This window comes from Pseudomonas sp. GW823-FHT02E01 (assembly GCF_058797535.1).
On the sequence record NZ_JBXAJS010000006.1, the window covers coordinates 234043 to 257830 of the forward strand.

A 23788-nucleotide genomic window follows, 5' to 3' on the forward strand; every position below is an offset into this window, starting at 1 on the left:
CTATACTCCCCGCATTTCGAATCGGCTCCGAGGAATGACTGTGAAGAACTGGACGTTACGCCAACGCATTTTGGCGAGCTTTGCGGTAATTATCGCCATCATGTTGCTGATGGTGGTTGTCTCGTATTCGCGGCTGTTGAAGATCGAAAAAAGCGAGGCCAGCGTGCGTGAGGACGCTCTGCCAGGGTTGTATTACAGCTCGATGGTTCGTGGCGCGTGGTCCGACAGTTATGTACGCATTCAGGCCATGCTCGGCCTGGAGGAAGGGCAGAGCTTCACTGCCGAGGATGCCGCGAGCTTCAAGGGCTACGCCGAGCGGTTGAAAGAGCAGATGGACCTCTACCGTGGAACGATTGCCGACGAAGAAGACAGGGTCGAGTTCGCCGCGTTCGAAAAGCTTCATGAGGACTACCACCGGATTCTGGCCGCGGTGATCGAGTTGTATAAACGCAACCAGAACGCCGAGGCCGTCAACATGTTCAAGGGTGAACTGACCCCGACCTGGACAGCGGGTCGAATGAAGGTCAATGAAATCCTGCGCCACAACAAGTCTGTGGCGGACGCAGACATCGCGGCCATTGACGATGCAGTGCTCACCGCCAAAGTCATCATGGGTATTTCCCTGGTGATCGCGGTGCTGGCGGCCGCTCTCTGTGGTCTGTTGCTGATGCGCGCCATCATGGCGCCGATGAACCGCATCGTGAGAATCCTCGAAATCATGCGCACCGGCGACCTCAGCAGCCGCCTGAACCTGGAGCGCAAGGACGAATTCGGCGCGGTAGAGACCGGGTTCAACGACATGATGACCGAGCTCACTTCTCTGGTGTCCCAGGCCCAGCGCTCGTCGGTGCAGGTGACCACGTCGGTGACCGAGATCGCCGCGACGTCCAAGCAGCAACAAGCCACCGCCACCGAAACCGCCGCCACCACCACGGAAATCGGCGCGACCTCCCGTGAGATCGCCGCCACTTCCCGGGATCTGGTGCGCACCATGACCGAGGTCTCCACCGCCGCCGATCAGGCTTCCGTGGCAGCCGGTTCCGGTCAGCAAGGCCTGGCGCGCATGGAAGAAACCATGCACTCGGTGATGGGCGCGGCCGATCTGGTCAACGCCAAGCTGGCGATCCTCAACGAGAAGGCCGGCAACATCAATCAGGTGGTGGTGACCATCGTCAAGGTCGCTGACCAGACCAACCTGTTGTCGCTCAACGCCGCCATCGAGGCCGAGAAGGCCGGGGAATACGGGCGCGGCTTTGCCGTGGTCGCCACCGAAGTGCGGCGCCTGGCGGACCAGACCGCTGTCGCCACCTACGACATCGAACAGATGGTGCGCGAGATCCAGTCGGCGGTGTCGGCCGGGGTCATGGGCATGGACAAGTTTTCCGAAGAGGTGCGTCGCGGCATGTCCGAGGTGCAGCAGGTCGGCGAGCAGTTGTCGCAGATCATCCATCAGGTCCAGGCGTTGGCGCCGCGGGTGCTGATGGTCAACGAAGGCATGCAGGCCCAGGCCACCGGTGCCGAGCAGATCAACCATGCACTGGTGCAGTTGGGTGATGCCAGCAGCCAGACGGTCGAGTCTCTGCGCCAGGCCAGTTTCGCCATCGATGAACTGAGCCAGGTGGCCGTCGGGCTGCGCAGCGGCGTTTCGCGATTCAAAGTCTGATGAGCGAAATCACGGCCAAACGCTCTGCCGTGAAGCAGGCGCTGCATGCCTTGTTTCTGGTGTTTCGCGTCGGCAACGAGCGCTATGCCTTGAAGGCTATCGAAGTGGCTGAAGTGCTGCCGCGCCTGCCGTTGAAGCCCATTCCCCATGCCCCCGCCTGGGTCGCCGGGGTGTTCGCCTATCGGGGCACCGTGGTGCCGGTGATCGACTTGAGCGCACTGACCTTTGGCATGCCTGCACAGGCCCGTACCAGCACGCGACTGGTGCTGGTCAACTATCGCCCGGATGAAACCGCCGAGACACAACTGCTCGGGCTGATTCTGGAACAGGCGACTGACACCTTGCGCTGCGATCCGGCGGATTTTCAGCCCTATGGCCTGGACAATCGCCAGACGCCTTACCTCGGGCCGGTGCGCAAGGACGAGCGGGGGTTGCTGCAATGGGTGCGGGTCGGCGATCTGCTGGACGATCAGGTGCGCGCATTGTTGTTTCCCTCGCCGCCAATGGATCCGGCACTGCTGCAGGAGCGGCCATGAACAGCGACCAGCGTTTTTTCGACTTTCTCAAGGAAACCATCGGACTCGACGTGACCTCGGTAGGGCCTGCGATCATCGAGCGAGCGGTGCGCCAGCGCAGCATCGTTTCGCAAGCAGTGTCGGCCGATGAGTATTGGCACACCTTGCAGGGCTCGCGGGACGAGCAGCAGGCCTTGATCGAGGCGGTGATCGTTCCGGAAACCTGGTTCTTCCGCTATCCGGAGTCCTTCGTCACCCTGGCGAAACTGGCGAGCAAGCGTCTGGCCGAGATCAACAACCTGCGCGCACTGCGAATTCTCAGCCTGCCATGTTCCACGGGCGAAGAACCGTACTCGATCGCCATGGCGTTGCTCGATGCCGGGCTCAAGCCGCACCAGTTCAAGGTCGACGGCCTGGACGTCAGCCCGTTGTCAGTGGAAAAAGCCCGTCGGGCGTTGTACGGCAAGAATTCCTTTCGGGGTGACGACATTGCGTTTCGCGACCGTCATTTCATCGCCGAAGGCGAGAGCTATCGCCTCGATCAGCGGGTGCTCGAGCAAGTGCGCCTGCAGGTAGGCAATCTGCTGGATCCGGCCTTGCTGGCCGGTGAACCGCCATTCGATTTCGTGTTTTGTCGCAACCTGCTGATCTACTTCGACCAGCCGACCCAGAAGCTAGTCTTCGAAGTGCTCAAGTGCCTGACCCACGTTGACGGCGTGCTGTTTATCGGCCCGGCCGAAGGCGGTCTGCTGGGGCGTTTGGGGATGCGCTCGATTGGTATCGCGCAGTCCTTCGCGTTCAGTCGACAGGGAACTGCGGACCCTGATCCCTTGCCGACGTTCGTTCCTGCGCCATTGCCAGTGCCGCAACCGTTGCGCAATCCACCGCCTGCGCCAGTGCGCAGCCGTCCGTTTGCCCGGGTTGCGCCGCTGCGGCCTGCGCCTGCGCCTGCAACCTCCGGCTCCGACACTGCCGCGCTGCTGGCCAATATCGCCGTGCTGGCCGATGAAGGCAAAAGCGCCGAGGCGCGAGCAGCGTGTGAAAGCTACTTGCGCAGCCATGAGCCGGTGGCTCAGGTCTTTTATTGGTTGGGGCTGCTCAGCGATGTGGCTGGCAATACCCTTGAAGCACAGGGTTTTTACCGCAAGGCGTTGTACCTGGAACCGCAACATCCTGAAGCGTTGATGCACCTGGCCGGCTTGCTGCAGGCCCAGGGCGACGCGATGGGAGCCAGACGATTGCAGGAGCGTGCCGCCCGCAGCGCACGTTCCGTCGACAGTGAGCGTAAACGATGATCGCCTCCGATACCTTCAGCGTCACCCGGGATGCCCAGGCCATCGACGATTGCTGGAACCGCATTGGTATCCACGGTGACAAGTCCTGCCCGCTGCTCAGCGACCATATTCATTGCCGCAATTGTGCGGTGTATTCGGCGGCTGCCACACGCTTGCTCGATCGTTATGCATTGCAGCAGGAAGATCGCGGGACTGTGTCCGTCGCGGTCGAGAGCGAGGTGAAAACCCGCTCGCTGTTGATGTTCCGTCTGGGTGAAGAGTGGCTGGGGCTTGCGACCCGCAGCCTGGTCGAGGTGGCGCCGTTGCAAGCGATTCACTCGTTGCCGCATCAACGTTCCCGGGCCTTGCTCGGCGTGGCGAATGTACGCGGAGCGCTGGTTGCCTGCCTGTCGCTGGTGGAACTGCTCGGGCTCGACGGCGCCAGCAGCGTGGCCACCGGTGCACGGGTCATGCCACGCATGCTGATCATCGCCGCCGACGGCGGGCCGGTGGTGGTGCCGGTGGACGAAGTCGACGGGATTCACGCCATCGACGAGCACATCCTCGATACCGCATCGCGCTCAGGTGCTCAGGCCAGCGCCAAATACACCCGTGGCGTGTTGCAATTCAAAGGTCGCAGCCTGCGTTGGCTGGATGAAGAACAGCTGTTGTGCGCCGTGACCCGGAGCCTCACATGACCCCCGAGCAAATGCGCGACGCTTCTTTGCTGGAGCTGTTCAGCCTGGAGGCCGAAGCCCAGACCCAAGTCTTGAGTGCCGGCCTGCTGGCGCTTGAGCGCGACCCGACCCAGGCCGATCAACTTGAATCGTGCATGCGTGCCGCGCACTCGCTCAAGGGGGCGGCACGGATCGTCGGTGTCGATGCCGGGGTCAGCGTTGCCCATGTGATGGAAGATTGTCTGGTCAGCGCCCAGGAAGGCCGTCTGTTGCTGCGCCCCGAGCATATCGATGCGTTGCTGCAAGGCACCGATCTGCTGATGCGCATCGCCACACCGAGCAACAACCCGGAAGTCTCGGACATCGAGGCCTATGTGGCGTTGATGGCGCGGTTGCTGGACCCGGCGGCCCCGCTGGTTGCGCCTGCCGCACCGGTGATGGCCGAACTTCAGCTCGAAGCACCCGCGCCGAAGGTCGAGTTGCCGGCGCCTGTCGTCGAACCGCCATCGGCGCCAGCTCCACGCAAGACCAAACGCACCACCGAAAACGGCGAACGTGTGCTGCGTGTCACCGCCGAGCGCCTGAACAGCCTGCTCGATCTGTCGAGCAAATCCCTGGTGGAAACCCTGCGGCTCAAACCGCACCTGGCGACCATGCAGCGACTCAAGCGCATGCAGAGCAACAGCCTGCGCGCACTGGAGAATCTCAATGTGCATCTCAAGGATCACGCCTTGAGCCTGGAGGCCCAGGAAGCCCTTGAGGATGCGCGGCGCTTGCTCGCGCAATCCCAGCAACTGCTCATGGAAAAGAACGCCGAACTCGACGAGTTCGCCTGGCATGCCAGCCAACGGGCGCAGGTGTTGTACGACACGGCGCTGGCCTGTCGCATGCGGCCCTTTGCCGATGTGCTGACCGGGCAAGTGCGGATGGTCCGGGATCTGGGGCGCGATCTGGGCAAACAGGTGCGCCTGGAAATTGAAGGCGAAAAGACCCAGGTCGATCGCGACGTACTGGAAAAGCTCGAAGCGCCGCTGACTCACCTGTTGCGCAACGCGGTCGACCACGGCATCGAAACCCCGGAACAGCGCCTGCTGGCCGGCAAGCCGGCGGAAGGTTTGATTCGCCTGCGCGCGTCCCATCAGGCCGGTCTGCTGGTGCTTGAACTGAGCGACGACGGTAACGGCGTGGACCTGGAAAAGCTCCGTCGCAGCATCGTCGAACGAAATTTGTCCCTTGCGGAAACCGCCGCTCAGTTGAGCGAAGAGGAGTTGCTGACGTTCCTGTTCCTGCCCGGTTTCAGTCTGCGCGACAGGGTCACCGAGGTGTCCGGTCGCGGCGTCGGCCTGGATGCGGTGCAGCACATGGTCCGGCAGCTGCGCGGCGCGGTGGTGCTGGAGCAGACTGCGGGCGAGGGCAGTCGTTTCCACCTTGAGGTGCCGCTGACCCTGTCGGTGGTGCGCAGCCTGGTGGTGGAAGTCGGCGACGAAGCCTATGCCTTCCCGCTGGCGCACATTGAGCGCATGTGCGACCTGGAGCCGGCGGATATCGTGCAGGTCGAAGGCCGCCAGCATTTCTGGCACGAAGGCCGGCATGTCGGCCTGGTGGCGGCCAGCCAATTGCTGCAACGCCCGGCCAGCCAGAACAGCGGGCAAACCCTGAAAGTCGTGGTGATTCGCGAGCGCGATGCGATCTACGGCGTGGCGGTGGAGCGGTTCATCGGTGAGCGGACCTTGGTTGTGCTGCCGCTGGATGAGCGCCTGGGCAAGGTGCAGGACATTTCCGCCGGGGCCCTGCTCGACGACGGTTCGGTGGTGCTGATCGTCGATGTCGAAGACATGCTGCGTTCGGTGGAGAAGCTGCTCAACACCGGGCGTCTGGAGCGCATTGCCCGCCACAGCAATCAGGTGGTCGAGGCGGCCCGCAAACGAATTCTGGTGGTGGATGATTCCCTGACCGTGCGAGAGTTGCAGCGCAAGCTGTTGCTCAATCGCGGCTATGACGTGGCGGTTGCGGTGGACGGCATGGATGGCTGGAACGCGCTGCGTTCGGAGGATTTCGATCTGCTGATCACCGACATTGATATGCCGCGCATGGACGGCATCGAACTGGTCACGCTGCTGCGTCGGGACAATCGCCTGCAATCGCTGCCGGTGATGGTGGTGTCCTACAAGGATCGTGAAGAGGACCGGCGCCGTGGACTGGATGCCGGGGCCGACTATTATCTAGCCAAGGCCAGTTTTCATGACGACGCCTTGCTCGATGCAGTGGTCGAGCTCATCGGAGGAGCGCGGGCATGAGGATCGCAATCGTCAATGACATGCCCATGGCGGTGGAGGCCCTGCGCCGCGCCCTGGCATTCGAGCCGGCCCACGAGGTGGTCTGGGTCGCCGGCAATGGTGCCGAGGCGGTGCGCCAGTGCGCGCTGGACACGCCGGACCTGATTCTGATGGACCTGATCATGCCGGTGATGGATGGCGTCGAGGCCACGCGACGGATCATGGCCGAGACCCCGTGTGCCATCGTCATCGTCACCGTGGATCGCCAGCAGAACGTGCACCGGGTGTTCGAGGCCATGGGTTACGGTGCGCTGGATGTGGTCGACACCCCGGCCCTCGGCGCCGGCAATGCCCAGGAAGCGGCGGCGCCGTTGTTGCGCAAAATCTTGAACATCGTCTGGCTGATCGGCGACAAGGGTAACCGCCCGCGCTCGGCGTCGGCACCCTTGCGCTGTTCGGGCTCACGCCAGGGCCTGATCGCCATTGGCTCATCCGCCGGTGGGCCGGCAGCGCTGGAAGCCTTGCTCAAGGGGCTGCCGCGTGATTTCTCTCCGGCCATCGTGCTGGTGCAACACGTTGACCAGGTGTTTGCCGCCGGCATGGCTGAATGGCTCGGCACTGCCAGCGGCCTTGATGTGCGCCTGGCCCAGGAGGGCGAGCCGCCGCAAAGCGGCACGGTATTGCTGGCCGGCACCAATCACCATATTCGCTTGTTGAAAAACGGCACGCTGGCCTACACCGCCGAACCGGTCAACGAGATCTACCGGCCCTCCATCGATGTGTTCTTCGAGAGCGTGGCCAATAACTGGAGCGGTGATGCCGTGGGGGTTTTGCTCACCGGCATGGGGCGTGATGGCGCCCAAGGGCTTAAACTCATGCGCCAACAGGGCTACCTGACCATCGCACAAGACCAAAACAGCAGTGCGGTGTACGGCATGCCGAAGGCGGCCGCAGCCATCGACGCTGCCGTGGAGATTCGCCCGCTGGACAAGATAGCGCCACGATTGCTGGAGATTTTCGCCAAATGAGCACCTTTTCCCTCATTCCTGGCTCAGGTAGTACTCAGGTGACCGCACATGACTGAATTACAGCTCGACGACTTCAAGACCGACGAAAACGCCGCCATGGTGTTGCTGGTGGACGATCAGGCCATGATCGGCGAAGCCGTGCGTCGCGGCCTGTCGAACGAAGAGAACATTGATTTCCACTTCTGCTCCGACCCGCACCAGGCCATCGCCCACGCTGTGCGCATCAAGCCGACAGTGATCCTGCAGGATCTGGTCATGCCCGGTCTTGACGGTCTGAGCCTGGTGCGCGAATACCGCAATCACCCGGCGACCAAGGACATTCCGATCATCGTTCTGTCGACCAAGGAAGACCCGCTGATCAAGAGCGCGGCCTTTGCGGCCGGGGCCAACGATTATCTGGTCAAGCTGCCGGACAATATCGAACTGGTCGCGCGCATCCGCTATCACTCGCGCTCCTACATGACCCTGCTGCAACGGGATGCGGCGTACCGCGCGTTGCGGGTCAGCCAGCAGCAACTGCTCGACACCAACCTGGTGCTGCAACGCCTGATGAACTCCGATGGCCTGACAGGGTTGTCGAACCGTCGGCACTTCGATGAATACCTGGAACTGGAGTGGCGCCGTTCGCTACGTGAGCAGAGCCAGTTGTCGTTGCTGATGATCGATGTCGACTACTTCAAGGCCTACAACGACAGCTTCGGCCACCTGGAAGGCGATGAAGCCCTGCGCAAGGTCGCCGCGGCGATCAAGGACGCCAGTGCCCGGCCTTCGGACCTGCCGGCCCGCTACGGCGGCGAAGAGTTCGCCCTGGTGCTGCCCAACACCTCCCAAGGCGGTGCACGGCTGGTGGCTGAGAAGCTGCGCCAGACCGTGGCAGCCCTGAAGATCCCGCATAACTCGCCGGCCGAAGGTTCGAGCCTGACCATCAGCATCGGCCTGTCGACTATTACCCCGAAAGCGGGCAGCAACTGCCGCGACCTGATCCTGGCGGCGGACAAGGGGCTGTATTCGGCGAAGAACAATGGGCGTAATCAGGTGGGCATCGGCTGAACAGCCTCCCCCTGTAGGCGCGAGCCTGCTCGCGATGGTCGTCAACGATGACGATGGCTATCTGAATAAACGCGGTGCCTGAGCGTTTTTCGCGAGCGAGCTCGCTCCTACAAGGGGTTGGCTTTTCGGCCAGGCGGACTGCCGTTTTCGGCTGTTTCCCGGTATACTCGCCGGCTTTCAAAAGTTCGCCAACGAGTGCTGCCCGTCATGGAAATCAACCCGATCCTGAACACCATCAAGGACCTGTCCGAGCGCTCCGAAACTATTCGGGGGTATCTTTGACTACGATCAAAAGCATGAGCGTCTGACCGAAGTCAATCGCGAGCTTGAAGATCCGAGTGTCTGGAACAAACCTGAATACGCCCAGGAACTGGGCCGCGAGCGCGCTGCGCTGGCGCAGATCGTCGATACCCTGGACGAATTGAACACGGGTCTGGCCGATTGCCGCGACCTGCTGGACATGGCCGTCGAAGAGAACGACGAAGGCGCAGTGGGCGATGTCGTCGCCGAGCTGGCCCGTCTCGAGGAAAGTCTGGCCAAGCTGGAATTCCGCCGCATGTTCAGCCACGAAATGGACCCGAACAACGCCTACCTGGACATCCAGGCCGGTTCCGGCGGCACCGAAGCCCAGGACTGGGCCAACATTCTGCTGCGCATGTACCTGCGCTGGGCCGACAAGCGCGGCTTCGACGCGACCATCATGGAACTGTCCGCCGGTGAAGTCGCCGGGATCAAGGGCGCGACCGTGCACATCAAGGGCGAATACGCCTTTGGCTGGTTGCGGACCGAAATCGGTGTGCACCGTCTGGTGCGCAAGAGCCCGTTCGACTCCGGCAACCGTCGCCACACCTCTTTCTCGGCGGTGTTCGTTTCCCCCGAGATCGATGACAAGGTGGAAATCGAAATCAACCCGGCAGACCTGCGAATCGACACCTATCGTTCCTCCGGTGCCGGTGGTCAGCACGTAAACACCACCGACTCGGCCGTACGTATCACCCACGTACCGACCAACACCGTGGTCAGCTGCCAGAACGAACGTTCCCAGCACGCCAACAAGGACACCGCCATGAAAATGCTGCGGGCCAAGTTGTACGAGCAGGAAATGCAGAAGCGCAACGCGGCGTCCCAGGCGCTGGAAGACACCAAGTCCGATATCGGCTGGGGTCATCAGATCCGTTCGTACGTGCTCGATGCCTCGCGCATCAAGGATCTGCGCACCAACATCGAGCGCAGCGACTGCGACAAGGTGCTCGACGGCGACATCGACGAATACCTGGAAGCGAGCCTGAAGTCCGGGCTGTAAGCAATGCAATACAGGATCGGCTGACCCGGCGCGATCCTTGTAGGAGCCAGCTTGCTGGCGATCCCCAGGCCGCAGGCCTGGGGGCAACGAACCTGTGATGGAATATTTAAAGACATGAGCGACCTAGAACTCGACCCGCAAGCCCTGCAACAGGAAGAAAACTCCCTGATCGCCCTGCGCAAGGAAAAGCTTGCTGCCGAGCGCGCCAAGGGCAATGCCTTCCCGAACGACTTCCGCCGCGAAAACTACTGCGAACAACTGCAGAAACAGTACGCGGACAAGACCAAGGAAGAGCTGGCAGAGGCTGCGATCCCGGTCAAGGTTGCCGGTCGTATCATGCTCAACCGTGGCTCGTTCATGGTGATCCAGGACATGACCGGTCGTATCCAGGTCTACGTCAACCGCAAAACCCTGTCCGAAGAGACACTGGCCGCGGTGAAAACCTGGGACATGGGCGACATCATTGCCGCCGAAGGCACCCTGGCCCGTTCCGGCAAGGGCGACCTGTACGTCGAAATGACCAGCGTGCGCCTGCTGACCAAATCCCTGCGCCCGCTGCCGGACAAGCACCACGGCCTGACCGACACCGAACAGCGCTACCGCCAGCGTTACGTCGACCTGATCGTCAACGAAGACGTGCGCCAGACGTTCCGCGTGCGTTCGCAAGTCATCGCCCACATCCGCAGCTTCCTGATGAAGCGTGACTTCCTGGAAGTGGAAACGCCGATGCTGCAGACCATTCCTGGCGGCGCGGCAGCCAAGCCGTTCGAAACCCACCACAATGCGCTGGACATGGGCATGTTCCTGCGTATTGCGCCGGAGCTGTACCTCAAGCGCCTGGTTGTTGGCGGGTTCGAGAAAGTGTTCGAGATCAACCGCAACTTCCGTAACGAAGGCGTTTCGACTCGTCACAACCCTGAATTCACCATGTTGGAGTTCTACCAGGCCTACGCCGACTACGAAGACAACATGGACCTGACCGAAGAACTGTTCCGCGAACTGGCGCAGCTGGTTCTGGGCAGCACCGACGTGCCGTACGGCGACAAGGTGTTCCACTTCGGCGAGCCGTTCGTGCGTCTGTCGGTGTTCGACTCGATCCTCAAGTACAACCCTGAGCTGACCGCCGATGATCTGAACGACATCGACAAGGCTCGTGCCATCGCCAAGAAGGCCGGCGCCAAGGTGCTGGGCTTCGAAGGCCTGGGCAAGCTGCAGGTGATGATTTTCGAAGAGCTGGTCGAGCACAAGCTGGAGCAGCCGCACTTCATTACCCAGTACCCGTTCGAAGTGTCGCCGCTGGCCCGTCGTAACGACGACAACCCGAACGTCACCGACCGTTTCGAACTGTTCATCGGTGGTCGTGAAATCGCCAACGCCTACTCCGAGTTGAACGACGCGGAAGACCAGGCCGAGCGCTTCATGGCTCAGGTGGCCGACAAGGACGCCGGCGATGACGAAGCCATGCACTACGACGCCGACTTCGTTCGTGCGCTGGAGTACGGCATGCCGCCAACGGCGGGTGAAGGCATCGGTATCGACCGTCTGGTGATGCTGCTGACCAACTCCCCGTCGATCCGCGACGTGATCCTGTTCCCGCACATGCGGCCGCAAGCGTAAGTGTTTCAAATAAAAAGCCGCCTTTGAGGCGGCTTTTTATTGCCTGTCTGGTACAAACGTATCAACTTGTTAGTTTCATCTGAGAGGAAATACCTGTCGTGATTCGTGCAATGGCTCAAGAAGGTGCAGCGGGTATCGCCACTGCGGTCGCTGAAAGCGTTCAGTACCAGGGCCGCAAGGCCAGCCGACAGGGCAGTGAGCAGCGTCGACAGGACATTCTCGACGCCGCCATGCGCATTGTCGTGCGTGACGGCGTGCGTGCCGTCCGACACCGCGCGGTGGCCGCCGAGGCGCAAGTGCCGTTGTCGGCGACCACTTACTATTTCAAGGATATCGATGACCTGCTCACCGATACCTTCGCCCAATACGTGGAACGCAGTGCGGCGTACATGGGCAAGCTGTGGGTGAACAACGAGGGCCTGCTGCGCGAGATGATCGACAGTGGCGATGGCAGCCCGCAGGCGCGCTCGAAACTGGCGGACGACATTGCGCGGCTGATGACCGATTACGTTCACCGGCAATTGGTCAATCGTCGCGAACATTTGATGGCCGAGCAGGCGTTCCGTCAGGAGGCGTTGCTCAACCCGCGCCTGGCCGAACTGGTGCGCTCGCATCAGCAAATCCTGTTGCAGGGCTCTTGCCAGCTGTTCCAGGTATTGGGCTCGCGCGAGCCGCATCAGGATGCCAAGGTGTTGACGGCGATTATCGGCCGGATGGAATATCAGGGCCTGCTCAACGTAGACGAGCCTGCCGCCGAAGAGGAAATGCTCGGCATCCTGACGCGCTACATGCACCTGGTGCTGGCGTCGGTGTAGTCCGGCTGGCTCTTCACCCTGTGGGAGCGAGCTTTTGTGGCGAGGGGGCTTGCCCCCGTTGGGTGGCAAAGCCACCCCAAAATCTGCGGCCGCGGTGAGATAGTCAGTTCAGATGCGCAGGTTTTACGACTGCTTCGCAGCCGAACGGGGGCAAGCCCCCTCACCACACAAGCTTGCTCCCACAGGGGAAGGTGTCCACTTCAGGGCGGCGTATGTTCATAGGGAGTATTGAATGAAAGCCTGGCGTGTCGTTGTGATCGCCTTGTCGTTCCTGCTGCTCAGTGGCTGTCTGGTGACCTTCAAGGAACCGCTGCCCACGAGCGAGCCCGCGCCCAAAGGGTTGCTCGGCAAGTGGACCAGCACCAGCGCCTGGGGCGAGCCCGTCAATCTGGAGTTGACCCGCATCGCCGACAATCGCTACCAGGCCGTCAGCTACTTCAAGGCCAAACCCAAGGAGCGTGAAGCCTACCCCTTCACCGTGTCGCGCCATGGCAACCGTTGGTACTTGTCGGCGAAGGTGCCGGCGCAGTTCGGCGGGTATTTCATCATCGGCGGCTTCGAGCTGACCGACCAGCGTGAACTGGTGCTGTACAACCTCGACCCCGAACAGATCAACCAGGCGCTGAAGCAAAACGCCCTGAGCGGAGAAGCGTTTCAGACTGACGACGGCGCAGGCGTGCTGATCAACAGCTCCATGGATCAAGTCGCCGCCTACCTCGACGACCCGGCCAATTCCGATGTGTTCGTCGAAGCCGTACGCTACCAGCGTCAGGCCAAAGCCAAGTAAGCAGCACAATCAGGTTTCTACAGGAGTTTCGGGTGGACGATTACCAACAGTCGATACGCATTTTGTCCGATCGCATCGTGCTCGCGCAGACGCCGATCCGCGTCCTCGATGCGGTCAAGTGGGACGACAACATTCGTAAGGGCTTCCTCAAGGCCAAAGGCAAGGAAATGCCGGCGGTGGACCGCGACTACTACCTCAACCGGCCGCTGGCGTTCGATTCCAGCAAAGTGAAGCTGGAGTTCCAGAACATCGAGCGCGACATCACCCGCCAGCTCGGCCAGTTCAACCCGGTCGGCCAGATCATGCGTCGCATGTGCAAGGAATACCGCATGGTGGTGCGCATGCTCGAAGCGCGCGGCACAGAGGATTTCGGCTTGATCTCGCAGGAGTTGTACGGTGCCGCCTCCGACGCGTTCCACGCCGGCGACCCGACGCTGTCCGACCTGGGCATGATGTTGTCCGAATACCTGAACAACATCGACGGCCGTGGCGATCTCAAGGACGAGCCGAAGACGCTGACGGCCAAGGATGCGGTCGACCTGTTGCAGCATCGCTTGAACAAGGTATTTGGCGAAGCCGAGGAAACCATCCGGGTGTTCGAGTCCGACGGCATCGTCGCCGATGCGGCGGCCGGCGCCGACTACATCAAGATCCGCTCCGATGCGATGTTCAATCAGCGCGATGTGCGCGCCCTGGAGGTCCACGAAGGGCTGGTGCATGTCGGCACCACCCTCAACGGTCTGAACCAGCCGATCTGCACCTTCCTCTCCAAGGGGCCGCCCTCGTCGACGGTGACCCAGGAAGGCCTGGCGATCCTGATGGAAATCATCACCTTCGCCTCATACCCCAGTCGCCTGCGCAAACTGACCAACCGCACGCGGGCCATTCATATGGTGGAGGAGGGTGCCGACTTCCTGCAGGTGTTCGAGTTCTTCCGCGAGCAAGGCTTCGAAATGCCCGAGAGCTACAGCAACGCCAGTCGCGTTTTCCGCGGCTCGGTGCCGACAGGTCTGCCTTTTACCAAAGACTTGTCCTACCTCAAGGGCTTCATCATGATTTACAACTACATTCAACTGGCCGTGCGTAAAGGCAAGCTGGAGCAGATACCGCTGTTGTTCTGCGGCAAGACCACCCTGGAAGACATGCGTACCTTGCGCCAGTTGGTGGATGAAGGTCTGGTGGTTCCGCCCAAGTACCTGCCGGAACAGTTCCGCGACATGAACGCGCTGTCGGCGTGGATGTGCTTCTCCAACTTCCTCAACCACCTGAGCCTGGACCGGATCGAGGCGGATTACTCGAACATCTTGTGAACAAAGAATCCCCCTGTGGGAGCGAGCCTGCTCGCGATGACGGCTTTACATTCAACATGGGTGCAAGCTGACAGATCGCAATCGCGAGCAAGCTCGCTCCCACAGGGGATTGTGTTCCAATCCATTATTTCGCGAGGTTTCACCGGATGAGAATCCTCGGCATCGTCTGCCTTCTCCTGGCCCTGAACGGCTGCAGTTCGCTGCTGTTCTACCCCGAACCCGGCCAGTTGTTCACGCCGGAAAAGGCCGGGCTCGAATACCGCACCGTCACCTTGAACACCGCCGATGGCCTCAAGCTGAACGCGTGGTGGCTGCCGGTGAAGCAGGGTGTCGAGGTCAAAGGCACGGTGCTGCACCTGCACGGTAACGGCGGCAATCTGCCAATGCATCTGGGCGGGAGTTGGTGGTTGCCGGAACAGGGCTATCAAGTGCTGCTGGTGGACTATCGCGGTTATGGCTTGTCCGAAGGCAAACCCAGCCTGCCGGCGATCTATCAGGACATCGATGCGGCGTTCAAATGGCTCGACCAGGCCCCCGAGGTCAAGGGCAAGCCGCTGATCCTGCTCGGCCAAAGCCTTGGCGGTTCGATGGCTGTCCACTACCTCGTTCAACACCCCGAGCGGCAGAAACAACTCAAGGCTGTTGTCCTCGACGGCGTGCCCGCCAGTTATCGCAGTGTCGGCCGGTATGCGCTGAGTAATTCATGGGTGTTCTGGACGTTCCAGGTGCCGCTGTCGTGGCTGGTGCCGGACGGCGACAGCGCGATCAACTCCATGACGCAACTCAAGGACGTGCCGAAACTGATCTACCACAGCATCGACGATCCTATCGTGCCTCTTTCCAACGGCATCCGACTGTATCAAGCTGCGCCGCCGCCGCGGGTGCTGCAACTGACCCGTGGCGGTCATGTGCAGACGTTCGCCGACCCGGTCTGGCGCAAGGTCATGCTGCGTTATCTCGATGACCCGCAACATTTCAACGGCCTGCGCCGCCTGGGTGAAATCCCCAATTACCCGGCGCCCCCGAATTCAGAAGATGAACCACCAGAGAGTCCGCAATGAGTGAAGAACGCAACGCCATCCCGCTGATCATCACCGGTATCTGCAGCATCCTCGGCACCGTCGGTGCCCTGTGGTGGTACGGCTACCTGCACTTCGCCAAGCCCGAGGATGCGTTGCTGCTCAGCGACTTCACCATGCTCAAGACCGTGCCGGGCGAGGACTACAAGGTTTCCCTGGCGCCGGCGGCCCAAGTGGCCCAGTGCATCGATGGCGTGCTGGTGCTGTTCGACACCGAACAGAAAGGCCTGACCGGCGTGCTGGTCGACAGCAAGAAAAAAGCCGTGCGCTGCATGGGGCAGGAGACGCCGCAGAAGCTGGAGCAGTAACGCGATTCTGGCTGGCAATAAAGAACCAATGTGGGAGTGAGCTTGCTCGCGATGGCGGTGTAGCAGTCAACATGGATGTTGAATGTTATGGCCTCATCGCGAGCAAGCTCGCTCCCACAGGTTTTGCATTGAGGCAAATTACTGGGTGTAAGAGCTAACCGCCGAACGCGGAATCACCGGTTGGTTATCGTTGGAAATCGTCACCTCCACCCGACGGTTCATCGCCCGGCCCGATGTACTGCTGTTATCCGCCACCGGATATTCCTTGCCGTAACCCTGGGCGACAATACGCGCAGGATCAACACCCATCTTCACCAGTGCCGCACGCACGGAACCCGCGCGACGTTCCGACAGCGACTGGTTGTGCGACGCCGTACCGGTGCTGTCGGTATAGCCCTCGACAATCACTTTGCGCTCGGGGTTTTCCTGTAGGTACTGCGCCAGTTTGTTGATGTTCGCCAGGCCGTTGGATTTCAGCTCGGCCTTGTCGGTGGCGAACAGCACATCACCGAAGGTCACCAGTGTCCCGCGATCGGTCTGCCTTGCGTTGAGGCTGTCCTTCAACTGTTTGATCTGCTGATCACGGGCGTCGAGGCGCGCCTGAGTCCGTTGCGCCGAGGCATCTTTCAGGCTGGCCTCGGCGGTGCGCAGGGCGATGGTCTGCTTGGCTACTTCGACGCGCTGGTTGGTCAAATAGGCAAGCTGGTCGACCGTGGTCACGTCCTCCTTGTCCCTGTAGGCCTTATCGGCCTTGTCCAGATAGTCGCTGGCTTCCTTGGTTTCCAGGGCCGCAACCTTGGCCGCTTGCGGATCGGTTTGCAGGCCGGTGTAGTTGGTGCGGGCCTGTTCGAGGTTGGCGTTCGGTGGTGTGGAGCAGGCTGCCAGGGTTACGGTGACAGCCAGCAGGGCAGGGATCATCAATTGATTGGATTTCATGATTTCGTCCTTTTAGTCGAGTGGGAATGCGTGGTGCCGCGCCGCTTACTGAACGGTGCGCTGGCTTTCCTGACGCAATTCCTGAACGCCTTTCTGCGCGTCCTTCACTGATTGTTCGGCCTTCATCGCCTGGGCCTTGCGCTCGGCCACGCGAGCGTCCCACTCGGCCTGTTCGGCGAGCATCCGGGCCTGGCCGTATTGCTTGTCGTGCATGGCAATTTCGGCTTGCTTGAGCTTGTCCTGGGCCGACTTCATTTCCACGGCGGCGAACTCGGTGCCGCCGGCGCTCACGGCGTCGTTGACGGCCGATTGGGTGACAGCGTACTGCTCGGTCGGCGGGTTACCGGCGCAGCCGGCCAGGACCAGGCTGCTGCCCAGGGCCAACGCCGCCAGTCTGAGGCTACGCGAACAGGTGAATGAGGGACTTCCGATTCGGGTTTTCATGGTCTTCAACTCCATTGGGCCAGTTCCTGAAAAACGTCGAAGTCCACCCTGGGCAGGGCGCTGAAACCATCAATTGCGGGGTATTTTGAAACGCTCGTCCCAGGCGTGGTTACTTGGGTTGACCCGAGGCTTTTTTTGAAAGTTCAGAGAAATTAGTCAGCTATTGAAAAAACCGTGAACGAATCGACAGGGCTCTAAATCGCATACTTGTGGGAGCGAGCCTGCTCGCGATGGACTTCACTACGCCGCGTTTAATCAGTCATCACGCGGTTTCGTTAACGCCCATCGCGAGCAGGCTCGCTCCCACATAGGGAGGAGTGCGGGGAGTAAATCAGTGTTTCTGTTTGTCGTCGGGCACCGACAAATCGTGCAAATGCCGACGGGACAGCGCCAGAAAGCGCGGGGTCGGCCCAATGTCTTCGTACAGGGGATCGCCTTCTTCATCGGTGGCGACCACGGTTGTGCCCTTGACGTACGGGAAGCTTCTTTCCAGCTCTTCCAGTGCGGCGCCGATCAGATCGCCGAGCAGTTCTTCAGGATGCCGTTTGGGATACATCTCGACGAGCGCGGCCAGGCGTGCGGCAGACTCCACGTCCAGATGAATCGAGTAGCCGGTGTCGGTCAGGCGACCCTTGGCGTTTTCTTCCCAGTGGTGGGCAAGCTCGCGGATTTTCATATTGACCTCATTGCGCTCCCGCTCGTGGCAGGCAGAGTGAGTGTCCGGCATTGGCCGGCGACAACCGTTGTACGGCTTACCGTTCAGACTAGCTTCAACAGGCAAGGTTTAAAGGCCCTTCGTCGTCTTGCTTGTAAGAACCTGTCTGGGGCGGCACTCTCTTGTTTCTTAGCCGCCCGGATTTTTTGCTGGAGACCTGCTGATGACCGATATTGATGCACGCTTGCGCGAGGACGTTCACCTGTTGGGTGAGCTGTTGGGCAACACCATTCGTGAACAATATGGCGACGGTTTTCTCGACAAGATCGAGCAGATTCGCAAAGGCGCCAAGGCTGACCGGCGCGGCTCCATGGACGCCGAGCTCAGCGCCAGCCTCAACCAGTTGACCGAAGACGAGTTGCTGCCGGTGGCGCGGGCGTTCAACCAGTTCCTCAACCTGGCCAACATCGCCGAGCAATATCAGTTGATTCACCGTCGCGAGGAATCCCGGGAGGCGCCGTTCGAAGCCCGGGTGCTGCCGGAGTTGCTCGCGCGCCTGCGCGCCGAAGGGCATGGCGCCGACGCGCTGGCCCGGCAACTGGGCCGGCTGGAGATCGAGCTGGTACTCACGGCGCACCCTACCGAAGTTGCACGCCGCACACTGATCCAGAAGTACGACGCCATCGCCGCGCAACTGGCGGCTCAGGATCACCGTGACCTGACCAGTACCGAGCGCGAGCAGATCAAGACCACCTTGCAACGCCTGATCGCCGAAGCCTGGCACACCGAGGAGATCCGCCGCACGCGCCCGACGCCGGTGGACGAAGCCAAGTGGGGTTTCGCGGTGATCGAGCATTCGCTGTGGCAGGCCATTCCCAATTATCTGCGCAAGGCCGATCAGGCCCTGTACGCCGCCACCGGCCTGCGCCTGCCACTGGAGGCGGCACCGATCCGCTTTGCCTCGTGGATGGGCGGCGACCGCGACGGTAACCCGAACGTGACGGCGGCGGTGACCCGAGAGGTTTTACTGTTGGCGCGCTGGATGGCGGCCGATTTGTACCTGCGCGATGTCGATCGCCTGGCCGCTGAGCTGTCGATGCAGCAGGCCAGTGATGAATTGAAGGCCCGGGCGGGAGACAGCGCCGAGCCCTACCGGGCAGTGCTCAAACACCTGCGCGAACGCCTGCGGGCAACGCGTAACTGGGCACATGCCGCCTTGTCGACGCCTGCGCCGGCACCGATCGATGTGCTGCAAGACAACCGCGAACTGCTCGATCCACTGGAGCTTTGCTACCACTCCCTGCACGAGTGCGGCATGGGCGTGATCGCCGATGGGCCGTTGCTCGATTGCCTGCGTCGGGCAGTGACATTCGGTCTGTTCCTGGTTCGTCTGGATGTGCGCCAGGACTCGTCGCGACATACCGCCGCAATGACCGAAATCACCGACTATCTTGGCCTGGGGCGCTACGAAGACTGGAGCGAGGAGGAGCGCATCGCCTTCCTGATGCGCGAATTGAGCAATCGTCGGCCCTTGTTGCCGACGTTCTTCAAACCCTCCGCCGACACTGCCGAAGTGCTGGCGACCTGCCGGGAAATCGCCGCTGCGCCGCCGGCATCCCTCGGTTCCTATGTGATTTCCATGGCCGGTGCGGCTTCCGATGTACTCGCCGTGCAATTGCTGCTCAAAGAGTCCGGCGTGTTGCGGCCGATGCGTGTGGTGCCGCTGTTCGAAACCCTGGCCGACCTCGACAACGCGGGTCCGGTGATCGAGAAGCTGCTGCTGTTGCCGGGCTATCGTGCACGCCTGCAAGGGCCGCAGGAAGTGATGATCGGCTACTCGGATTCGGCCAAGGACGCCGGCACCACCGCGGCGGCCTGGGCGCAGTACCGGGCGCAGGAGCGACTGGTGGATATCTGCCGCTCGCACGACGTCGAGCTGCTGTTGTTCCACGGTCGCGGCGGCACGGTGGGGCGTGGCGGCGGCCCGGCCCACGCGGCGATCCTGTCGCAGCCACCGGGTTCGGTGGCGGGGCGTTTCCGCACCACCGAACAGGGCGAAATGATTCGATTCAAATTCGGCCTGCCGGACATCGCCGAGCAAAACCTCAATCTGTACCTGGCCGCCGTGCTTGAGGCGACCTTGCTGCCTCCGCCGCCACCTACGCCCGAGTGGCGGCATTTGATGGACGAGTTGGCCGCAGACGGTGTCAGCGCCTACCGCGCCGTGGTGCGGGAAAACCCGCAGTTCGTGGAGTACTTCCGCCAGTCCACGCCGGAGCAGGAGCTCGGCCGTTTGCCGCTGGGCAGTCGTCCGGCCAAGCGCCGGGCCGGGGGGATCGAAAGCCTGCGGGCGATCCCGTGGATTTTCGGCTGGACCCAGACGCGCCTGATGCTGCCGGCCTGGCTGGGTTGGGAGGCGGCCCTGAGCAAGGCGCTGGAGCGTGGCGAAGGCGAACTGCTGGGGCAAATGCGCGAGCAGTGGCCGTTCTTCCGCACCCGCATCGACATGCTGGAAATGGTCCTGGCCAAGGCCGATGCCGACATTGCACAGTCCTACGATGAGCGTCTGGTAGAGCCGAATCTGTTGCCATTGGGTGCGCACTTACGCGACCTATTGTCGCAGGCGTGCACCATCGTTCTCGGCCTGACCGGGCAGTCGCAGCTACTGGCACATAGCCCAGCGACCCTTGAGTTCATCCGCTTGCGCAACACCTACCTCGACCCGCTTCATCTATTACAGGCCGAGTTGCTGGCCCGTTCAAGAGTGCAGGACGTGGCGCAGGGCAGCCCGGTAGAACAGGCCTTGCTGGTGTCTGTGGCGGGGATTGCCGCCGGTTTGCGCAACACCGGCTAAGGTCTTTGCCATGGGGGCAGGCGTCCGGCAGGTGAGCCGGATGCCGCCGTTTGACGGGTGCAAAAGTGCTGCCAGGCGACAGTTAATGACGGGGTTGCGACTTGGGAAACTGTGCGCAATGGTCGCAGGAGGCAGCGGTTTCTCCGACTTTTGGCGTCTTGTGTGGGCGCAGCCTGCTGTGTATCTTGATCAGCCTTTGACCGTTTGGGCGGTCACGACCCTATTTTTGAGATTGGCCCCACGAGGCGAATCTGACGTTATCCATATAAAAAATTGAGGAGCACATCGATGCGCGTCATTCTGCTGGGAGCTCCCGGGGCCGGTAAAGGTACTCAGGCACAGTTCATCACCGAAAAATTCGGCATTCCGCAAATCTCCACCGGCGACATGTTGCGTGCAGCGGTCAAGGCCGGCACCGAGCTGGGCATCAAGGCCAAGAGCATCATGGATGCCGGTGGCCTGGTGTCCGATGACCTGATCATTGCACTGGTCAAGGACCGCATCGCCCAGTCCGACTGCGCCAACGGTTTCCTGTTCGATGGCTTCCCGCGCACCATTCCCCAGGCTGAAGCCCTGGTGACTGCAGGCGTCGAGCTCGATGCCGTGGTTGAAATCGCCGTTGAAGACGAAGAAATCGTCCAGCGTATCGCCGGTCGCCGTGTTCACGAGGCCAGCGGCCGCGTGTACCACATCGTCTACAACCCGCCGAAAGTGGCTGGTATTGACGACGTCACCGGTGAAGAGCTGGTACAGCGCAAGGACGACACCGAAGAAACCGTGCGTCATCGCCTGTCGGTCTACCACTCCCAGACCAAGCCGCTGGTGGACTTCTACCAGAAGCTGTCGGCTGCCAATGGCAAGCCGAAGTACAGCCACATCGAAGGCGTCGGCTCGGTTGAAGCGATCACCGCCAAGGTGCTTGCAGCCCTGAGCTGAAAAGTCTGACCCGCTGCATCATCCACGGCCCGCTTGCGGGCCGTAGTTGTTTATACTGACGCACTTTTTTCTGATCTCTCTTGTGGATACATCGATGAGCACCTTGCTGGCCCTGGACACCGCGACTGAAGCTTGCTCCGTTGCCTTGCTGCATGACGGCAAGGTCACGAGCCATTACGAGGTGATCCCGCGCCTGCACGCGCAGAAGCTGTTGCCGATGATCAAGCAATTGCTGGCCGATGCGGGCACCACGCTGCAAGCGGTCGATGCCATTGCGTTCGGCCGTGGCCCGGGCGCCTTCACCGGTGTGCGCATCGCCATCGGCGTGGTGCAAGGCCTGGCGTTTGCCCTGGATCGCCCGGTGCTGCCGGTGTCGAACCTGGCCGTGCTGGCGCAACGTGCGCTGCGCGAACACGGCGCCACGCAGGTCGCCGCCGCCATCGATGCGCGCATGGATGAAGTGTATTGGGGTTGCTACCGCGAAACGGCCGGGGAAATGCGCCTGGTGGGGGCGGAAGCGGTACTGCCGCCGGAGTCCGCTGCATTGCCGGCCGATGCTGGCGGCGAATGGTTCGGCGCAGGCACCGGTTGGGGCTATGGCGAGCGTATCGCCGTCAGCCTGAGCGGGCAGGACGCGGGCATGTTGCCCCACGCGCAAGACTTGCTGACACTGGCGCGATTTGCCTGGGCGCGCGGCGAGGCGATCGTGGCCGATGAGGCGCAGCCGGTGTATCTGCGCGATAAAGTGGCGACGCCCAAGGCGCGGTAAGCGTTGTTCCTGTGGCGAGGGGGCTTGCCCCCGTTCGGCTGCGCAGCAGTCGTAAATCCATTCAAATTGGTACGTCGGATAAAACTCGGGCCTCGGGTTTAGGGGCCGCTTCGCAGCCCAACGGGGGCAAGCCCCCTCGCCACAAGAGCAAATCAAGCCAATCGTCATTTTCTAACCCCGGCTTTTAAACCTTTTGCCTTTTATGTGTTCTAGTTATCACTCGGCGGTTTGCGAAGTGGATTTTGCGCCACTAAACTGCCATCACTGATTCCGAGTATGCACTTATGCGTATAGACGGCGTTTCCTCTCAGTCCTACCCCATCAAGCGCAAACCCCGCAAAGGCCGCGTGGTGGAAGACGACGCCATTGATATCGAAGGCGAGCTGGAATTCCCGACTGAAGAGCAATTGGCTGCCCGCGCCGCCAAAGCCTCTGCGCAAAAACTGAGCAATCTTCCCGCCCGTCAGCAAGACATGATTTACCACCGTGCCATGAGCAAAAGCGTAGCGACAGCCCTGGCCAGCTACCTGAGCACCGCCGGTTTCGTCGATTGGGAAGCGGATGTGCTGGGTCTCGACCTGTACATCTGATGGTGCTGCCGTATTACCTCGGTTGCCCCTCCTGGAGCGAGAACGCCTGGCGCGACTACCTGTATCCGCCCGACGCTAAACCCGCCAACTTTCTTGATCTTTATTGCCAGGTTTTCAATGCCGTGGAAGGCAACACGACCTTCTACGCGAGCCCGGCTGCCAGCACCGTGCAGCGTTGGGCCGAAACCATGCCCGAACATTTTCGCTTCACCGCCAAGTTTCCCGGCGAGATCAGCCACGGTGGCGATCTGCGCGAGCAACTGACCGCCGCCGAAACCTTCCTGCAATTGCTCGGCCCTCTGGGTGAACGGGTGTCGCCACTTTGGTTGCAGTTGTCGAAAAGCTTCACGCCCCAACGTTTGCCTGAGCTGGCCGGGTTTATCGATGCCCTGCAGCGACCACTGGCCGTTGAAGTGCGGCATGACGAGTTTTTCGCCAAGGGTGACAGCGAACGAATGCTCAACCGGCTGCTGCTGGATCGCGGTGTCGAACGCATCTGTCTCGATCCCCGTGCGCTGTTCAGTTGCACCTCGACCGAGCCTTCGGTGCTCCACGCCCAGTCGAAGAAACCCCGTGTGCCACCGCGGCCGGCGGCATTCACGCAATTTCCGCAGGTGCGTTTTATCGGCCATCCGACGCTCGAGGCCAACGATACGTTCCTGGAACCATGGGTCGAGAAGATCGCGCTATGGATCGAAGAAGGTCGTACGCCGTATATCTTCCTGCACACGGCCGACAACCTGCTGGCTGCGAAACTGGCGCAGCGTTTTCACGCCCGGCTGATGCTGCGTTTGCCTGGCTTGCCTGGCTTGCCTGGCTTGCCGGCGCTGCCTGAGCTATACAGAGAACCCGTCGCCGAGCAACTTGGCCTGCTCTGAGGCGGATTCTTTCCCCTCTTCAGG

21 protein-coding genes and 1 pseudogene are annotated in these 23788 nt (G+C 61.5%); 19 read left to right on the forward strand and 3 right to left on the reverse strand.

All coding sequences use genetic code 11. The features are described 5' to 3' along the window. The first annotated feature begins 40 nt into the window (after positions 1–40). The 14 genes and pseudogenes from AC1RDQ_RS16625 to AC1RDQ_RS16690 all read left to right on the forward strand — a co-directional run bounded on the left by AC1RDQ_RS16625 (position 41) and on the right by AC1RDQ_RS16690 (position 15702). Positions 41–1663 carry a methyl-accepting chemotaxis protein gene (locus tag AC1RDQ_RS16625; protein WP_492587742.1) on the forward strand — a complete coding sequence of 541 codons (1623 nt, stop codon included), beginning with the start codon at positions 41–43 and terminating at the stop codon, positions 1661–1663. Beyond that, on the forward strand, positions 1663–2199 hold the full coding sequence (locus tag AC1RDQ_RS16630; RefSeq protein ID WP_090453329.1) for a chemotaxis protein CheW: 537 nt from the start codon (positions 1663–1665) through the stop codon (positions 2197–2199). The genes AC1RDQ_RS16625 and AC1RDQ_RS16630 overlap by 1 nt, the downstream gene beginning before the upstream one ends. Further along, entirely contained in the window at positions 2196–3473 is a 1278-nt protein-coding gene (locus tag AC1RDQ_RS16635) for a CheR family methyltransferase (RefSeq protein ID WP_154947632.1), read from the forward strand. Before AC1RDQ_RS16630 ends, AC1RDQ_RS16635 begins: the two co-directional genes overlap by 4 nt. Further along, positions 3470–4150, forward strand: a complete 681-nt coding sequence (locus AC1RDQ_RS16640; RefSeq protein ID WP_090453333.1) for a chemotaxis protein CheW — start codon at positions 3470–3472, stop codon at positions 4148–4150. Before AC1RDQ_RS16635 ends, AC1RDQ_RS16640 begins: the two co-directional genes overlap by 4 nt. Further along, the gene (locus AC1RDQ_RS16645; RefSeq protein ID WP_492587743.1) at positions 4147–6426 is read left to right on the forward strand and encodes a hybrid sensor histidine kinase/response regulator; all 2280 of its coding nucleotides are present in this window, start codon (positions 4147–4149) and stop codon (positions 6424–6426) included. The genes AC1RDQ_RS16640 and AC1RDQ_RS16645 overlap by 4 nt, the downstream gene beginning before the upstream one ends. Further along, on the forward strand, positions 6423–7433 hold the full coding sequence (locus AC1RDQ_RS16650) for a chemotaxis response regulator protein-glutamate methylesterase (protein ID WP_057716209.1): 1011 nt from the start codon (positions 6423–6425) through the stop codon (positions 7431–7433). Before AC1RDQ_RS16645 ends, AC1RDQ_RS16650 begins: the two co-directional genes overlap by 4 nt. Before the next feature lie 48 nt (positions 7434–7481). Next, positions 7482–8565 (forward strand): annotated as a pseudogene (locus AC1RDQ_RS16655) (diguanylate cyclase domain-containing protein). A gap of 125 nt (positions 8566–8690) precedes the next feature. Next, positions 8691–9786, forward strand: a protein-coding gene (prfB, locus tag AC1RDQ_RS16660; RefSeq protein ID WP_109790603.1) for a peptide chain release factor 2 whose coding sequence is annotated in 2 segments (ribosomal slippage) — positions 8691–8762 and positions 8764–9786 — 1095 coding nt in all. Because the reading frame shifts where the segments join, the coding sequence is not laid out codon by codon here. Between the two features lie 114 nt (positions 9787–9900). Continuing rightward, complete coding sequence (gene lysS / locus AC1RDQ_RS16665; protein WP_057716207.1) at positions 9901–11403, forward strand: lysine--tRNA ligase; 1503 nt, start codon at positions 9901–9903, stop codon at positions 11401–11403. Between the two features lie 98 nt (positions 11404–11501). Continuing rightward, positions 11502–12218, forward strand: coding sequence for a TetR/AcrR family transcriptional regulator (locus tag AC1RDQ_RS16670; RefSeq protein WP_057716206.1), 717 nt, complete (start codon positions 11502–11504; stop codon positions 12216–12218). A 232-nt stretch (positions 12219–12450) separates the two neighbouring features. Next, positions 12451–13005 carry a hypothetical protein gene (locus AC1RDQ_RS16675; RefSeq protein WP_090453338.1) on the forward strand — a complete coding sequence of 185 codons (555 nt, stop codon included), beginning with the start codon at positions 12451–12453 and terminating at the stop codon, positions 13003–13005. A gap of 32 nt (positions 13006–13037) precedes the next feature. Further along, the gene (locus tag AC1RDQ_RS16680; RefSeq protein WP_057716204.1) at positions 13038–14315 is read left to right on the forward strand and encodes a flavohemoglobin expression-modulating QEGLA motif protein; all 1278 of its coding nucleotides are present in this window, start codon (positions 13038–13040) and stop codon (positions 14313–14315) included. Between the two features lie 146 nt (positions 14316–14461). Further along, the gene (locus tag AC1RDQ_RS16685; RefSeq protein WP_492587744.1) at positions 14462–15376 is read left to right on the forward strand and encodes an alpha/beta hydrolase; all 915 of its coding nucleotides are present in this window, start codon (positions 14462–14464) and stop codon (positions 15374–15376) included. After that, positions 15373–15702, forward strand: coding sequence for a PA3694 family proteiin (locus AC1RDQ_RS16690; protein ID WP_057716202.1), 330 nt, complete (start codon positions 15373–15375; stop codon positions 15700–15702). The genes AC1RDQ_RS16685 and AC1RDQ_RS16690 overlap by 4 nt, the downstream gene beginning before the upstream one ends. A 138-nt stretch (positions 15703–15840) precedes the next feature. On the opposite strand, the gene lptF is transcribed toward AC1RDQ_RS16690, so the two are convergent. From lptF to AC1RDQ_RS16705, 3 genes are all read right to left on the reverse strand, one after another. Further along, complete coding sequence (lptF, locus tag AC1RDQ_RS16695; RefSeq protein ID WP_492587745.1) at positions 15841–16638, reverse strand: lipotoxin F family OmpA-related lipoprotein LptF; 798 nt, start codon at positions 16636–16638, stop codon at positions 15841–15843. A 45-nt stretch (positions 16639–16683) separates the two neighbouring features. Further along, positions 16684–17097 (reverse strand): DUF4398 domain-containing protein, encoded by a 414-nt coding sequence (locus tag AC1RDQ_RS16700; protein ID WP_407514187.1) that lies wholly within the window; start codon positions 17095–17097, stop codon positions 16684–16686. A 316-nt stretch (positions 17098–17413) separates the two neighbouring features. Then, positions 17414–17758: a hypothetical protein gene (locus AC1RDQ_RS16705; protein ID WP_008051389.1), complete on the reverse strand. Its 345-nt coding sequence runs from the start codon at positions 17756–17758 to the stop codon at positions 17414–17416. A gap of 202 nt (positions 17759–17960) precedes the next feature. On the opposite strand from AC1RDQ_RS16705, the gene ppc reads away from it, so the two are divergent. The 5 genes from ppc (at position 17961) to AC1RDQ_RS16730 (ending at position 23764) form a co-directional block, all read left to right on the forward strand. Next, complete coding sequence (gene ppc / locus AC1RDQ_RS16710) at positions 17961–20591, forward strand: phosphoenolpyruvate carboxylase (RefSeq protein WP_492587746.1); 2631 nt, start codon at positions 17961–17963, stop codon at positions 20589–20591. A 288-nt stretch (positions 20592–20879) separates the two neighbouring features. Continuing rightward, positions 20880–21527: an adenylate kinase gene (gene adk, locus AC1RDQ_RS16715; protein ID WP_057716198.1), complete on the forward strand. Its 648-nt coding sequence runs from the start codon at positions 20880–20882 to the stop codon at positions 21525–21527. Between the two features lie 94 nt (positions 21528–21621). Further along, positions 21622–22296, forward strand: a complete 675-nt coding sequence (gene tsaB, locus AC1RDQ_RS16720) for a tRNA (adenosine(37)-N6)-threonylcarbamoyltransferase complex dimerization subunit type 1 TsaB (RefSeq protein ID WP_057716197.1) — start codon at positions 21622–21624, stop codon at positions 22294–22296. 284 nt (positions 22297–22580) lie between these two features. Then, on the forward strand, positions 22581–22886 hold the full coding sequence (locus AC1RDQ_RS16725) for a hypothetical protein (protein ID WP_057716196.1): 306 nt from the start codon (positions 22581–22583) through the stop codon (positions 22884–22886). Beyond that, complete coding sequence (locus AC1RDQ_RS16730) at positions 22886–23764, forward strand: DUF72 domain-containing protein (RefSeq protein ID WP_492587747.1); 879 nt, start codon at positions 22886–22888, stop codon at positions 23762–23764. Before AC1RDQ_RS16725 ends, AC1RDQ_RS16730 begins: the two co-directional genes overlap by 1 nt. Positions 23765–23788 lie beyond the last annotated feature (24 nt).

What these genes read in the sequence shown, in the direction of transcription:
- AC1RDQ_RS16650 (WP_057716209.1), top strand. Translation starts at nt 6,423, where the DNA reads ATGAGGATCGCAATCGTCAATGACATGCCCATGGCGGTGGAGGCCCTG.
- AC1RDQ_RS16730 (WP_492587747.1), top strand. Translation starts at nt 22,886, where the DNA reads ATGGTGCTGCCGTATTACCTCGGTTGCCCCTCCTGGAGCGAGAACGCC.
- AC1RDQ_RS16725 (WP_057716196.1), top strand. Translation starts at nt 22,581, where the DNA reads ATGCGTATAGACGGCGTTTCCTCTCAGTCCTACCCCATCAAGCGCAAA.
- lysS (WP_057716207.1), top strand. Translation starts at nt 9,901, where the DNA reads ATGAGCGACCTAGAACTCGACCCGCAAGCCCTGCAACAGGAAGAAAAC.
- AC1RDQ_RS16685 (WP_492587744.1), top strand. Translation starts at nt 14,462, where the DNA reads ATGAGAATCCTCGGCATCGTCTGCCTTCTCCTGGCCCTGAACGGCTGC.
- AC1RDQ_RS16640 (WP_090453333.1), top strand. Translation starts at nt 3,470, where the DNA reads ATGATCGCCTCCGATACCTTCAGCGTCACCCGGGATGCCCAGGCCATC.
- lptF (WP_492587745.1), bottom strand. Translation starts at nt 16,638, where the DNA reads ATGAAATCCAATCAATTGATGATCCCTGCCCTGCTGGCTGTCACCGTA.
- ppc (WP_492587746.1), top strand. Translation starts at nt 17,961, where the DNA reads ATGACCGATATTGATGCACGCTTGCGCGAGGACGTTCACCTGTTGGGT.
- AC1RDQ_RS16690 (WP_057716202.1), top strand. Translation starts at nt 15,373, where the DNA reads ATGAGTGAAGAACGCAACGCCATCCCGCTGATCATCACCGGTATCTGC.
- AC1RDQ_RS16635 (WP_154947632.1), top strand. Translation starts at nt 2,196, where the DNA reads ATGAACAGCGACCAGCGTTTTTTCGACTTTCTCAAGGAAACCATCGGA.
- AC1RDQ_RS16645 (WP_492587743.1), top strand. Translation starts at nt 4,147, where the DNA reads ATGACCCCCGAGCAAATGCGCGACGCTTCTTTGCTGGAGCTGTTCAGC.
- AC1RDQ_RS16630 (WP_090453329.1), top strand. Translation starts at nt 1,663, where the DNA reads ATGAGCGAAATCACGGCCAAACGCTCTGCCGTGAAGCAGGCGCTGCAT.
- adk (WP_057716198.1), top strand. Translation starts at nt 20,880, where the DNA reads ATGCGCGTCATTCTGCTGGGAGCTCCCGGGGCCGGTAAAGGTACTCAG.
- AC1RDQ_RS16675 (WP_090453338.1), top strand. Translation starts at nt 12,451, where the DNA reads ATGAAAGCCTGGCGTGTCGTTGTGATCGCCTTGTCGTTCCTGCTGCTC.
- AC1RDQ_RS16700 (WP_407514187.1), bottom strand. Translation starts at nt 17,097, where the DNA reads ATGGAGTTGAAGACCATGAAAACCCGAATCGGAAGTCCCTCATTCACC.
- AC1RDQ_RS16705 (WP_008051389.1), bottom strand. Translation starts at nt 17,758, where the DNA reads ATGAAAATCCGCGAGCTTGCCCACCACTGGGAAGAAAACGCCAAGGGT.
- tsaB (WP_057716197.1), top strand. Translation starts at nt 21,622, where the DNA reads ATGAGCACCTTGCTGGCCCTGGACACCGCGACTGAAGCTTGCTCCGTT.